Genomic DNA, 13,021 nt, shown 5'->3' with positions numbered 1-13,021 from the left:
AGAGCCATATGTACCACACCCAATTGTTGGACATAATTAATAGAAGAATATTTATTTATAAGGAAGTTAGTAGTAAGACCAATTCCAGTTTCTCTTTATAATCAGCAATTAAAGAAATTCGTATTAAGCTTTATGGGAGCGATTCTTCAATAGTGAAGGATCGCTTTTCCTTCTTCAAATAACCTAGTCTTACTCAATCTTTTCATCACTCGGAAGTTAAATCTTTTACCATTAAAATATGGGGAATTCCATCTTCCATAAATATATTAGATGAAGTGAGATAACCGAGTTTTTGATAAAAACCCTCAGCTTGTGTTTGTCCGTGTAATTTAACCTGGGATACTCCCATTTCTTCTGCAATTTCTTCCAATGCTTTAATAATCATTTTGCCTAGACCAAATTTACGGTACGGCTTTAAGATACAAATTCTTTCTAATTTTCCTAAGCCATCAACAACTCTTATTCTTCCTGTTCCGACTGGTTGTTCATTGTAATAGACTAATATGTGTTCACAATGTCCAGCCAATGTGTCATATTCATCAAATTCATCTTCTAGTTGTACGCCTTGTTCCTCCACAAATACTTTTTTCCTTATATGAAATGCTACACCTAAATCATTTTCTAATGTGATTCTTTTTGACATCACTATTCTTCAGTCCTTTCTGGATTTATTTTTGTAATTAAATCAGTCTTACTAATAACGACTTCAAAAAGAGTATAATTGAAAACATTATTGTTGTAAATACAACAATAAATAAAAAGCAGGCTATTAGCGATGGAAATTCTTCGTGAAATTGAAATTATAGGAAGAGCAGTAGAATCTATTAGGAATAGTTAGTTAAATAATTTGACCCTACAAAGGAGGAGTATTTGTATTTTATTCTAAACTTTGGAAATCCGTTGGGAGAATAAGGAGGCGGCATTCGCTTACTTTACAAACGAATTATTTAAAAGTTCTATTAAATTTTACTAAAAGATGCCAGTACCCTTTTAATAAAATGGGTACTGGCATCTTGATTAGAGTCTAGTAAATTTGTATTTTCTCAAAGAAATACATAAGAAAAGTCCAAGCGAAACAATGATCCACATGAGGGAGATAGCCGGATTAATATTTGTGACAACGAATAAAGATGGGATGTTACCCATGGCAGAGTCATCCATTGTGAGGAACCATCCTAGCAGCATATTATTTGCTGCGTGCGCACCAATCGACAATTCAGTACTGTTCGTTTTTACGGTGATATAACACCAAACGAATCCCGTTATCAAATAATCCGCTCCAATCAAAATAGGGGAATAGCCCATTTCAGGATTGGTGAAGTGGAGTGCACCAAAAATCGAGCCAACGATTAGAGATAATAGAAATGGAATGCGAACCCATTTTCCAAAAAACTGCAAAAGATATCCTCGGAAAAATAATTCCTCACATGTCGTTTGGATGGGAGTTAAAACCAGCACGAGCACAAATAAAATGAAAAAATCAGAAACTCTGATATGGTTTAATGAGTAATCCCCAGGATTTAAGAGGAAATCGATGATGGAAGTCAGACCTAAAATGACAAAGTAGGCAATAAATCCAAAGCCTATTCTCTTCCAAGCTATTTTTCTATTGGGCGTAATGAGCGATTTAAAATTCCGTTTATGAATGAAACGAATCGCGATATAAAGGCCTAAAAGCCAAAACAAAAATGGTGAATTCATCAGGGCAAAATAAAGTAACGGGTTCAATCCCACATAATCCTCTTTATCAAAATCATAATAGGTATTAGGGTTTCCATCTGTATTGACGATCCATTCACTAATGATGGCATAAGGCAGTGCCCCGAGAAGGATAAATAAAATAATGACAATAAATGAAGATAAATACCGCTTCCAACTATTTTTGCCTTTTTTTACTCGTATAAAATCCAATTNNAACACCAACATTCTAGTAATTTTGGAAAATCATACAAATTATTACACTATTGATTATATTAGTCAATTACTTAAATTATTACCTGGAGGCTTTTTAATATAGATTGCTTATAAAATACTGAAGAAAACGGGAGGTTTCATTTGAGGGAGGCTTGTTTAAAATCGGCTTTAAAAAGTTGAATAGAACGCATCATTACTAATTTCCACTCTAAAATTGCAGGGTTAACTTTAAAGAGAAATTCCGCAATAATATACTATATGTTATTTAATTCTAAGATGTATAATACCATGCAGATACCTTGAAGGGAGCTTTCTCATGAATATTACATCTTTTTTAATGTACTGTATTATTATTACGTTTACGCCAGGACCTACTAATCTTGTCATATTATCGACAGTCCATCATTTCGGGGTAAAAAAAGCAATGGAATATACATATGGAGCAACGATTGCTTTTGGTCTTTTGCTTGTTGTTTCTGCTATGATGAATACAGTGCTTATAGTGATAATACCTAAAATATTAATAGTTATGCAGATCATAGGAAGCTTATATATGCTTTATCTCGCTTATCAAATTTGCAAAAGGCATTCATCAAAACCAGCTGTAAACGAAACTGGTACTTTTAGGTCTGGCTTTCTTATGCAATTTTTAAATCCAAAGGTAGTATTATTTACCATGACTGTAATTCCTAGTTTTATTATGCCTAACTATACTGCGATGCCTGCGGTAACTATAAGTGTTTTAGCTATAACTCTTATTGGTTTTTTGGCATTTATTACATGGGTTCTTTTCGGTACTATCTTTAAAAAGTTTTTACAGAATCATAGTAAGATTGTTAATGTCATGATGGCATTATTTTTAGCGTATTCTGCCGTGATGATATGGATGTAGATAAAGGGGGGAATGGGATGGATAAATTTATCTATAAAAAATCAGCAGGTATTACGGCGTTGTCAGCAAGTATGACTAATTTTACATATAAAAAGCATTCTCACCAGGAGTATGCAATCGGGGTAACATTGCGAGGTATTCAACAATATAACCTGGATGGCAGTTTACAATTATCCTATCAAAATGGTGTTATGCTTTTTAATCCAGAACAGGCGCATGACGGTATGGCACATGATCATGAGGCAGGACTTGATTATATTATGTTATATATTGAGCCGCAATTGCTTTTAGAAGTTATGGAAATAAAGGATATCGTACGTTTTTCAACACCGATTGTATATGATCATAGACTTCAACAAAGAATATTACGTCTTTCTAATGCCATTTTAAGCGGAAAAGATGAGGCTCTGTGCAGTGAATTACTCGTGTCTCTCACAGAAAGCCTTAGTCAAACGAATCTTTCTTCAGACTATAGGAAAGATAACGCTCTAGTCAGAAAGGCAAAGGATATGATTCATAGTAACTTAGAAAATGTACTTAAACTGGCCGATATCTGTAAAGAGTTAAATTTATCCAAATTTCAATTTATCCGATTATTCAAGGCTCATACTGGGATCTCACCATACCAATACTTTCTGAACTGCAAGATAGAACGTGCAAAAAGGTTAATAGAAAAAAATAGAGATATATATGCAGCTGTAATGGAATGCGGTTTTGTGGATTTAACCCATTTAAATAAACACTTTAAAAGTGTATATGGAACAACGGCATTGGAATATATTTCATATTTATAAAAGGTTTTATAATAAGGGGGAGTAAAATTGACTTTAAAAGCAGGGGATCTTATTACATTTAAACGGTCTTTCACAACTGAAGATGCGGAATTATTTACTAAGGTTTCACGTGATGAAGGCTCACACCATGTTACTCCTGATGAAGAGGGAAGACTTGTCATACAGGGATTACTAACCGCAACCTTGCCGACAAAAATAGGCGGTGATCACAATGTACTTGCTCGCACCATGAATTTTGAGTTTTTAAAGACCCGTATTTACGGGTGATACTATCCTTTGTACGGTTACGATTGAACAATTTGAAAAGGAGGATAATAGGACACGTATTACTGCCTCCTTTTTATGCGGAAATCAAAATGGAAAGAAAGTGCTGAGAGGGGATTTTTCAGGAATCATCCTATGAATTCTTCTTGAGCTATTCTGAACAAGCTTTTAGAGCGATAGAGAACTTGGAAAATCTCCAAGTTCTTTTCATTTAAATCGGTATGGTTATAAAGCCATTTCATTTTATTATGAATGGATAGATAAGGTAACTTTCTTTCGGTAATCCTGTGGTGTCAAGCCCGTTTCCTTACGAAATACATACGAAAAATAGCTCCCACTTTGAAAACCACACACCAACGCAATCTCACTGATCGATCTTTTTGTTTCCAACAGCATCTCACTGCCCTTTTGAATACGATATCGCATCAAATAGGTGTGGGGCGTTTGCCCCATATACTTATTGAACAACTCACAACATCTGCTCCTGCATATAGAACCCGCAGCTGCAATATCATCAAGTGTTAACTTATGGTCATAATGATGATGAATGAATCCAGTCATTTTCGAAACTGCCAACCATGACTGGCCATCAATAAAAGGTCCGGTAACTTTTTTGATATGATCTCCAATAAAGGCACAAAGTGATGTGGCCTGTGAAAGTAGACGAAGTGGATTGATTGTATGGTTGTTCATTTCATGGTCAATCTGATTCAGTAAAAGTAGGACTTCCTTTTCCCAGGGGCTTTGGGGTGTAAGTAAAATAAAGTCTTCCGTGTCTGGTCCGAATTTTTCATCCCAATATACTTTACCTATGTGTGTACTCACACCAAGCAGCGAAGGATGGATCGCCACGACAATGAAAGAACAGTTTACCTTATTGGTAGAAAAACCATAATGCAAACGTTTGCTGTTCACAAAAATTCCATGCCCTCTCTCAATAGGGATTGTTACACCATTCACAAAATATTCCATAGCGCCGTCTAGCACGAAAATAAACTCCAAATCAGGATGCCAATGACACGCTGCAACATATCGATCGAATTGATTCAGAGCACCTTTACGCACATAAAGTGGAAAATCAGGTAGATTATAGTTTAATCGTTCGGATAAATCAGAATACACTTCCAGCTCTACACTCATTACCGCACCTCCTGAAATTATATACGATTTTGATAGAATTATAGTCGATTTTGATGGTATCTACAAATGTAACCATATACAATTTTGATAGTTTAAGAAAAGTAAGAAAGATGGGATGTGGGGTGCAGCTTCATGTAAGAGAGGCAAAAAAAAAGGATAGTGACTTTAATCGCTCGTTTAATCGCGCGTTGATCTCGCTAGTATTACCAATTGCATTTCAGAATCTAATCTCAGCAGCGGTCATCTCAGCGGATGTGGTGATGCTGGGAAAGATTAATCAGTCTGCTATGTCTGCTGTATCATTGGCAGCGCAAGTAACTTTTGTGTTAACCCTGTTCTATATGGGGCTTTCAACAGGAGCAGGTATCCTGACGGCGCAGTATTGGGGGAAGAAGGATATCAAAGCGATACAGCATGTCCTTGGTATCGCCTGCAAGTTTTCTTTAGGAATTTCTCTTTTCTTTTTCATCCTTTCGCTGTTCTTCCCAGATACCCTGATGCGCCTTTTTACAAATGACAGCGAGTTAATTAAATATGGAGCGATATTTTTGCAGGCTGTCTCGTTTTCTTATCTCGCGATGGGTTTGTCGCATATGTATCTAAGCGTGATGAAGAGTAAGGAAAACGCACGCATAAGTGCATGGATTAGCTCCATATGCCTGATTTTGAATATCGCATTTGATGCACTATGCGTATTCGTTTTTTTTCCTGGTATGCCGGAAAAGGCTATCACGGGTGTGGCTGTCGCCACAGTTTGCGCACGTTTTATCGAGCTTGGATGTTGTATCGTACATTCCATTACACGTGGTGATGTCCGGTTTCATTTGCCAGTAAGTGATGATATGGAACGGCATTTACGTAAAGATTTCTTGAAATATACCCTGCCAGTTCAGGCAAATTATATCGCTTGGGGCGGTGCCTTAACGGTAACAACTACCATTATTGGGCATGTAAGCGCCGATATGGTAGCATCCAACTCCATTGCAGCAGTAGTCAAAGACCTGGCAATCGTGTTGTGTGGCGGTATTTCCAGTGGAGGAGCAGTACTTGTCGGGAAATATCTGGGCAACAGTGATAAGAGGCTGGCAATAAAAGCAGGTAACAGGATCAATTTGTACTCACTGATATTCGGTGTGCTGGGTGGCGTGATTATTCTGCTGATGAAACCCATGGTATTTCATTTGGTGAATTTGAATGGTACGGCACAAGGCTATCTTGATGGAATGCTTTATATATGCGCTTACTACTGTATCGGTAAGTCGGTGAACTCCACGATTATCGGTGGTATATTCCCAGCTGGAGGAGATGCAAAATTTGGTTTTTGGTGCGATCTCATAGTGATGTGGGGAATTATATTGCCATTGGGTTATTTGAGTGCATTCGTGTGGCACGTACCACCGATTATTCTTTATGCAGTGTTCAGTTTAGATGAAATCATCAAGCTGCCTGTTGCTGCCGTTCGCTACCGTCAATACAGATGGTTAAACAATATCACACGAGATTTTACATGAGAAAGTTGAAACAATAATCCATTTTTGTGTGCAAATTAGATAAGAAAGGGGAATGTAGGATGACAATGAGAGAAAGAATAGCTGCAGGAAAATTATTTACAGATTACTGTGAGGGTCTGCCTGAGGACAGGATTCAGGCGAAAAGACGAATGATGGCCTTTAATTCGACTGGACCGGATGCTTTAGAGGAGCGCGCTCGACTGATGAACGAAATATTTGGAAAAGAAACAAAGGCCTGGATCGAGCCGCCGTTTTATTTTTGCTATGGGACGAACATTGAAATAGGTGAAGGTACTTATCTTAACTTTAACTGCAATTTTGTGGATGATACGAAAATTTCTATCGGGAAAAATGTTTTGTTTGGACCTGCTGTCACTATCGCTACTGTTGGTCATCCTATCAATCCTAATTACAGAGGATATATGTATGCGGATTCAGTGAAAATTGAAGATAATTGTTGGATTGGAGCCGGCACCATCATTTGTCCCGGAGTAACCATTGGCGAAAACAGTGTCATAGGTGCCGGAAGTGTAGTGACGAAAGATATTCCAGTTAATTCCGTTGCTTTTGGCAATCCGTGCAAAGTCCAGCGCACCATCAACGAACAAGATATGAAATACTATTATAAAGACAGAGAAATCACGCAAGAAGATTTGGACGAGGAATCTCGTTTGAGATAACCATTATAACTTAAGTTTTTTAAAACCAGTGTTGAGGAGAAAATCATATGATTAAATTAGTGCTAACGGATATGGATGGAACATTCTTGAATAATGACGGTGATTTTAACAGGGAACTTTACAAGGATGTTAAAAAAATCATGAAAGAAAAAGGCGTTGTTTTCGCTCCCGTTACCGGTAAACAATGTGAACGTGTAGAAGAGTTATTTGGAGAGGATGCCAAGGATTTATGGATTCTAGGGGATAGCGCCACTCGCATCAAGCATATGGGAGAGTTTGTTTATGAATCTCTGCTAAGTAATCAATTGGGACTGGAAATTATCGAGCTGCTTGAAGAAATTAGTCTTGATCATACCATTATTGCTTGCACGAGAAGTGGTGCAGTCATCAAAGACACCTTATCCCCTGAGGAAGCAGCAATTGTCAGAAGGTCTTATGCTCAAGTAAGGCAAGTATCTGATTTTAAGGAAATAACAGAGGAGTTTGTTAAGGTTACCATTCACGATCCAGCCCTTAAGTGTTTCGAAACGAGGGGAAAATTATCTGGCTTTTTTGAGTCGGCTTATATTGTAGCATCTGAAGCAGCTTGGATTGACATCGCGAATGCGAATGTTCATAAAGGTACAACTGTTGAACACTTGCAGCGTTTATTGAATGTTAGACCGGAAGAAACCATGGCATTTGGAGATGGTTTTAATGACTTAGAGCTCATGGTGCGGGCCACATATAGCTTTGCTGTCCGAAATGCCGTTCAAGAATTAAAAGATGCTGCGAATTTTATTACACGTTCTAATGAAGAAGATGCGGTCATGAAAACCATCATACAAATGTTATCGTTACAAGAAAGTAGGTAATAGGTTCAGTGGTTTTTAAATCTGTTCCGACTTATTCGTATTAGAGGACTATTAAGGACTATTGATTCAAAAAAGGAAGCCAGGGGATAAGCCCTAGCCTAAGGTATCAAACCTAAATATAATAAATGACACTACCAAATTCTTATTTGCAGCAAGCATCTGAAAATGATTTTCTCTTAGTCAGCCAGTCTGCAAATAAAAAGATGATTGGATAAATTGGTAGAGAGTACGTATATTTCCATCCAGTTAAAACATAATAGCCAGTTCAAACAAAAAGGGGCTCCCCTCTATATGATGTAAAAGCGCCAAAAAATAACGCCTTTTTCCAAACTTTCGAAAAAAACGGATAAAATCCCTGTCGAGACCCGAGTCTATTATTAAACTAATGTACTTCCTTGAATTTCAATTGAGCTGTTCATGAACATATCGATGTCGGCTTTAGTATTGGAAATGCCGCCTACACCAAAATTCTCAATTAAGAAGTTCGTTACGTTTGGTGATAAGAAAGCTGGTAATGTTGGTCCAACGTGAATATTTTTCACACCTAGGTAAAGTAAAGATAAGAAAACGATAACCGCTTTTTGCTCATACCATGCGATATTGTAAGATAACGGTAATTCATTTACACTTTCTAATCCGAATGCCTCTTTCAGCTTCAATGCCGTCATGACTAGAGAGTAGGAATCGTTACATTGACCGGCATCAAGTACCCTTGGAATTCCGTTAATATCACCCAAATCCAGCTTATTGTATCGATATTTTGCACAACCAGCTGTTAAAATGATCGTATCTTTTGGAAGCTCTTCGGCAAACTCCTTATAATACGTTCTGCTCTTATGGCGGCCATCACAGCCAGCCATTACAAAGAATCGTTTAATATCACCGTTTTTCACCGCTTCTACTACTTGATCAGCTACTTGAGCCACTTGATTATGAGCAAATCCTCCAACGATTTCACCTGTTTCAATTTCAACCGGAGGACTTAGCCCCTGAAGAAAATGCAAAATACGTTTCGAAGTCAGAAAGAATTTATATGGAATCACATATGCACAATATTAAGAATAATCATCAGGATAACGGTGGACATTAGCTACACGTGGGTCCGAGAGGGATACTTTTAAAATATTGACATATGATTAGGTAAAAATTGATTGAAGGGAGTTGTACCTTCATGCAACAGATAAAACTTATGATTAAAGTTTTTCTGAATGAACCTTTGTGGTTCAAAATACTAATTTCTATAACTTTCCTTATTTCAATAATTTTAAGCAGTTCAATATTTTCTAATCATGCTTATTTGCGAGGTTATTCCAAAATAGCAGCGGCTATCTTCTTTTGTGCTTACGCTATTAAATTTAGGAGGAATTATAAAACAGCTTTACTCTTTTATGCTTGTTCGGTAATATGTATTTTCCTATCCATTAGATCATTATTTTAATTTTAATAGATTGAAATTAGCACAAAAAGAAGATGGAAATTAATAGAGCTCCATTAACTAACGGGGCAAGAGTTGAAGATCAGTGCTGTCATTATGGCAGCATTTTCTTATACCGATCGAGGCAGTTTAGTGGAAGAGGCCTAGTATAAAACAATAAGAGTTGCTTAAAATAGCAACCCTTTTAATTCAACTCTTGGGACAATGTTTTATTTCTTATAATTGAGAGATTGCCTGTTGTGTTGACCATGTAGCACTGCTGAATGCCTGATAATTTGTAATAGCTGCTTGAAAATCCTTCTCACTTATGGTGGCAGTGGCATCATAGACAACTGCTGTTTGGAATCCATTCTCGATCAAGTCTCTCATATGTGATTCTACACAAATGTTTGATAAGACCCCTGCCAAAATCACCTTTTCTTTCCTATGCTGACGTAATTGGTAAACCAGATCATTTGTCTGCGGACTGGCAATCTTATGGGCGGTCGCAATGACAGTTTGGTTAGATAAAATGTATGGCTTAAGTGAAGGAACCCAGTCGGCTCCTACAGAAGTGTAGTCATTTTGTTTTTGATATACTCGTAGCTTTAATAACATTTCTTGTTCAGTCCCGGTAAATTGCCAACTATAATCATGGGGATATATATAATGAGGGGATATAAAAAGTTGATATCCTTTACTCATGGCTGTACTTATTAGAATTTCAAGATTACCAAGTGTGTTGTAATGCTCAATATTTTTTTTAGTTAAATGGTATCCTCTACCTCCGGGGGACAGAAAGTCATTTTGTGGGTCCGTTATGACAATAGCTGTATTAGCGGGATTAGGTATAAACATTTTTTTCCTCCCATTCTCATAAATAAGTTTCCTTACTTTTAATTCAACTTATGCTTTTTGTTGAATATATATTGATGGGTGCTTGTACAAATTTTATTTTTTATCTAGGGTGCCTGACCTTTCAACAAGACTATTTAATCTAGAGGTAGAAAGAATAATGGAAACACCCCCAATTATACTTTTCCAAGCGTGGACAACCCATTTTGATCGTTGGTTCGCTGCACCTGGGAGCGTAATAATGCAGGGGGAAGTCAACACAACCTTCTTTTTTTGAAATAAGTTTTAAGAACTCAATTACACCATGCGTAAATCTGCCATTTTAGGGCAAAATATGTATCGGTATTGCGCTGGAAAGCAATTACCTATTCTATATAAGGAGTGAGATGAGTGGCAGAAAACAACGAACGTAACCGTGTCGATAATGATGCTGGCGAAGCGGTTGGAACTGGTGTAGGTGCTGTCGCTGGTGCTGCTTTGGGCTCTGCTCTTGGTCCACTTGGTACCGTGGCAGGAGCAGTGGCAGGAGGAGCGATGGGTAACAAGGTCGGCGAAGGCACAGATGAGGCTAATGAGGGTGCCGCAAACCGAGAAGATTAGCATTTCAAAGAAAGAGTAGTGAATGAATTAGGACTCCCAGGAAAGGGAGTCTTTTAATTTTGATTTATTTAATTCAGCTTTATCATGTAAATTTCTAGTGAAGATTATGAAACTTTTCACTCAAGGTAACGGGGCATTTCTTAAAGAACGTTCGGCTGATCAATAAAAAGCAACCGATATTGTGTTGAACGGGTGAAGTTAACCAAAGAGGCGAAGGATTTGGACTTAATCCGAATACACTAGGCTTCTATGGACTGCCTGTCACACAGGAGCATCCATGACGTTCCAAACCTGTCTCTCAGCTGAGCAAAACGCAAAGCGAAAAAGGTTTCTTCCATGGGCATAAAGATTTCTCCTCCTTCAGAAAGCAAGGTATAAAGCCTCTCCGCCTCTTCTGCACTGTAAACCCTGAGGGTCAGATAGACACTTCGCATAGGCTCAGCGTTGGGGATGTCGGCTCCTCTTAGCACCGTGTCCCCAATCTCGATGGTAGCATGTAGAATGTCGTTTTCCCGACCTTCCGGAACGTTTGTCGGATTTGGCAGTTGTTTGAAAGCCATCATCGATGTTATTCTGCCTCCGAGATGCTGCTCATAGAACCGAAAAGCCTGTTCGCAAACTCCTCGATAGTTAACGTAGATATCGAGCTTCATTGTATAATCTCTCCTTATTCATTTTGGTTGTTGGTCTTGAATGATATCTTATAATTCAGTATAAACTAGTGGCCTATGAAAGCCTATACAATTATGGGTTAATGAAATAGTGTATAACCATTACGGTTTTGAACAGATTGCTAACCCAGAACTATTTATGCAAAAGGTACTTAAAAATCCAAATCAACAATAAAAACTCTTCTAACGATTGCAAGAGATCAAGATCCAGCTGCCATTAGAGCTTTTCTTATTTCACTAACAGATCAGGTTATCTCAATAAGGAATGTCAATGGGGTCCTGTATCAGTAGGTTAATTGAACAAATAGTTATTATAATAAAATAAAATCTACAACAAAAAGGACAATACCTAAATGAAGGTATTATCCTTTTTCTTTATCACAATAGAGAATGTCCTTTTACTTATATACTTGTAATCTGTGGAACCTCAATTCACTAATAAAAGTAGAACCTAATAAGAGAAGTCCACCTATGATTTGTAATTGCGTGAATTGCTCTTGTAAAATTAATCCAGAGATTAAAATAGCTACAAATGGATCAACATAGCTCAACATAGCTATGCTCTGACCTTTTAATTTTTCCATACCAGAGAAATACAACCAAAACCCTACTCCAGTATTTACTACTCCTAATAAAATGATAAAAGGAATGGAGGGTATTGATATATTTAGTATGTTAAATCCTTCTGTAATAAGAACGTAAGGTATAAGAATAAAAGCTGTAGTAGCCAGTTGAATAATGGTTACTTCCAACCTATCTATATCTTTGATAAACTTATTTAACAACATTAATGCAGCATAAAATGCTGCTGCAACTAACCCCAAAATTATTCCAAGTACATCATCTTTTCCAGATGCACTTATACCATTTCCCACAATGAACATCATACCTATTACTGCTATAACAATACATATTAATTTTTTAATAGGTAGTTGTTCCTTTAAAACAATGGGTGAAAGTAACATCACAAAAACAGGTGCAAAATAATAACCTAATGTAGCATTTGCAAGAGATGTGTAATCATAGGATTGATAAAGAAAAATCCAGTTTCCTCCCAAGGCTATTCCTGATGCCAAAAGAACTAACGCATTACTCTTAATCTTTTTCCAAGTAAAAGTTTTTCTCTGATTTAAGAATACAAGTAGTAAAAAGAGACAACCAATTGAGCTGCTTAAAAATGCTGTTTCTCTCGAAGATAAGTCAATGTATCTTATAACTAAACCAATTGTTCCAAAAATAATCATTGATAATATAAACTGAATGTTAGATTTCATTTCCTACTCCTTCGAATCTGCGAAACAGCTTATATTTCGCAGATTCTTAATCTGTTTTAAATATAAGCGTGTTTATGAGCAGAAACGGTGGTGGTGGAGAAGTAGCCAGTCTAACACTTGGATTAGAAATTGATTTTGATAATGACATATAAACTAAC

Annotated in this window: 12 protein-coding genes and 2 pseudogenes; 7 read left to right on the top strand and 7 right to left on the bottom strand. The window is 37.0% G+C overall.

Features of this window, described 5'->3' with window-relative positions; all coding sequences use genetic code 11:
* Window positions 1-205: 205 nt before the first annotated feature.
* Together V7266_RS17085 and V7266_RS17080 are read right to left on the bottom strand one after the other, a co-directional pair.
* The gene (locus tag V7266_RS17085) at window positions 206-646 is read right to left on the bottom strand and encodes a GNAT family N-acetyltransferase (RefSeq protein WP_420491435.1); all 441 of its coding nucleotides are present in this window, start codon (window positions 644-646) and stop codon (window positions 206-208) included.
* Between the two features lie 371 nt (window positions 647-1,017).
* On the bottom strand, window positions 1,018-1,911 hold the full coding sequence (locus tag V7266_RS17080; RefSeq protein WP_335469356.1) for a CPBP family intramembrane glutamic endopeptidase: 894 nt from the start codon (window positions 1,909-1,911) through the stop codon (window positions 1,018-1,020).
* A gap of 319 nt (window positions 1,912-2,230) precedes the next feature.
* On the opposite strand from V7266_RS17080, the gene V7266_RS17075 reads away from it, so the two are divergent.
* The 3 genes and pseudogenes from V7266_RS17075 to V7266_RS17065 all read left to right on the top strand — a co-directional run bounded on the left by V7266_RS17075 (window position 2,231) and on the right by V7266_RS17065 (window position 4,003).
* Entirely contained in the window at window positions 2,231-2,806 is a 576-nt protein-coding gene (locus V7266_RS17075; RefSeq protein WP_335469354.1) for a LysE family translocator, read from the top strand.
* Window positions 2,807-2,823: 17 nt separating this feature from the next.
* Window positions 2,824-3,600: an AraC family transcriptional regulator gene (locus tag V7266_RS17070; protein WP_335469353.1), complete on the top strand. Its 777-nt coding sequence runs from the start codon at window positions 2,824-2,826 to the stop codon at window positions 3,598-3,600.
* Window positions 3,601-3,627: 27 nt separating this feature from the next.
* Window positions 3,628-4,003 (top strand): annotated as a pseudogene (locus tag V7266_RS17065) (hotdog domain-containing protein).
* Between the two features lie 107 nt (window positions 4,004-4,110).
* Here V7266_RS17065 and V7266_RS17060 read toward each other — a convergent pair.
* The gene (locus V7266_RS17060) at window positions 4,111-5,004 is read right to left on the bottom strand and encodes an AraC family transcriptional regulator (protein WP_335469351.1); all 894 of its coding nucleotides are present in this window, start codon (window positions 5,002-5,004) and stop codon (window positions 4,111-4,113) included.
* A gap of 122 nt (window positions 5,005-5,126) precedes the next feature.
* Here V7266_RS17060 and V7266_RS17055 point away from each other — a divergent pair, with 122 nt between their 5' ends.
* Genes V7266_RS17055 through V7266_RS17045 form a run of 3 tightly spaced genes read left to right on the top strand, consistent with a single transcriptional unit; the run spans window position 5,127 to window position 8,049 of the window.
* A complete protein-coding gene (locus V7266_RS17055) occupies window positions 5,127-6,515 on the top strand; it encodes an MATE family efflux transporter (RefSeq protein WP_335469349.1) in 1,389 nt (462 codons plus the stop codon).
* Window positions 6,516-6,574: 59 nt separating this feature from the next.
* Window positions 6,575-7,195 carry a DapH/DapD/GlmU-related protein gene (locus tag V7266_RS17050; protein ID WP_335469348.1) on the top strand — a complete coding sequence of 207 codons (621 nt, stop codon included), beginning with the start codon at window positions 6,575-6,577 and terminating at the stop codon, window positions 7,193-7,195.
* 47 nt (window positions 7,196-7,242) lie between these two features.
* A complete protein-coding gene (locus V7266_RS17045) occupies window positions 7,243-8,049 on the top strand; it encodes an HAD family hydrolase (RefSeq protein WP_335469346.1) in 807 nt (268 codons plus the stop codon).
* A gap of 377 nt (window positions 8,050-8,426) precedes the next feature.
* Here V7266_RS17045 and V7266_RS17040 read toward each other — a convergent pair.
* Window positions 8,427-9,029: pseudogene (locus V7266_RS17040) on the bottom strand (hydroxylamine reductase); the annotation flags it as partial.
* Between the two features lie 671 nt (window positions 9,030-9,700).
* Window positions 9,701-10,321, bottom strand: a complete 621-nt coding sequence (locus V7266_RS17035) for an isochorismatase family cysteine hydrolase (RefSeq protein WP_335469344.1) — start codon at window positions 10,319-10,321, stop codon at window positions 9,701-9,703.
* A gap of 387 nt (window positions 10,322-10,708) precedes the next feature.
* Here V7266_RS17035 and V7266_RS17030 point away from each other — a divergent pair, with 387 nt between their 5' ends.
* Window positions 10,709-10,918 carry a glycine zipper domain-containing protein gene (locus tag V7266_RS17030; protein WP_335469342.1) on the top strand — a complete coding sequence of 70 codons (210 nt, stop codon included), beginning with the start codon at window positions 10,709-10,711 and terminating at the stop codon, window positions 10,916-10,918.
* 239 nt (window positions 10,919-11,157) lie between these two features.
* Here the strand turns inward: V7266_RS17030 and V7266_RS17025 are convergent, their stop codons facing one another.
* Together V7266_RS17025 and V7266_RS17020 are read right to left on the bottom strand one after the other, a co-directional pair.
* Window positions 11,158-11,571, bottom strand: coding sequence for a VOC family protein (locus V7266_RS17025; RefSeq protein WP_335469341.1), 414 nt, complete (start codon window positions 11,569-11,571; stop codon window positions 11,158-11,160).
* A 416-nt stretch (window positions 11,572-11,987) separates the two neighbouring features.
* On the bottom strand, window positions 11,988-12,863 hold the full coding sequence (locus V7266_RS17020; RefSeq protein ID WP_335469340.1) for a DMT family transporter: 876 nt from the start codon (window positions 12,861-12,863) through the stop codon (window positions 11,988-11,990).
* Window positions 12,864-13,021 lie beyond the last annotated feature (158 nt).

This window comes from Neobacillus drentensis (assembly GCF_036965645.1).
GTDB classification, from domain to species: domain Bacteria; phylum Bacillota; class Bacilli; order Bacillales; family Cytobacillaceae; genus Neobacillus; species Neobacillus drentensis_D.
This window is presented reverse-complemented; position numbering and strand designations above follow the sequence as displayed.

Bases quoted from the DNA above. Each gene is read 5' to 3' on its own strand.
- V7266_RS17060 (WP_335469351.1), bottom strand. From the start codon at position 5,004: ATGAGTGTAGAGCTGGAAGTGTATTCTGATTTATCCGAACGATTAAAC.
- V7266_RS17035 (WP_335469344.1), bottom strand. From the start codon at position 10,321: ATGTTTATACCTAATCCCGCTAATACAGCTATTGTCATAACGGACCCA.
- V7266_RS17050 (WP_335469348.1), top strand. From the start codon at position 6,575: ATGACAATGAGAGAAAGAATAGCTGCAGGAAAATTATTTACAGATTAC.
- V7266_RS17025 (WP_335469341.1), bottom strand. From the start codon at position 11,571: ATGAAGCTCGATATCTACGTTAACTATCGAGGAGTTTGCGAACAGGCT.
- V7266_RS17045 (WP_335469346.1), top strand. From the start codon at position 7,243: ATGATTAAATTAGTGCTAACGGATATGGATGGAACATTCTTGAATAAT.
- V7266_RS17075 (WP_335469354.1), top strand. From the start codon at position 2,231: ATGAATATTACATCTTTTTTAATGTACTGTATTATTATTACGTTTACG.
- V7266_RS17020 (WP_335469340.1), bottom strand. From the start codon at position 12,863: ATGAAATCTAACATTCAGTTTATATTATCAATGATTATTTTTGGAACA.
- V7266_RS17070 (WP_335469353.1), top strand. From the start codon at position 2,824: ATGGATAAATTTATCTATAAAAAATCAGCAGGTATTACGGCGTTGTCA.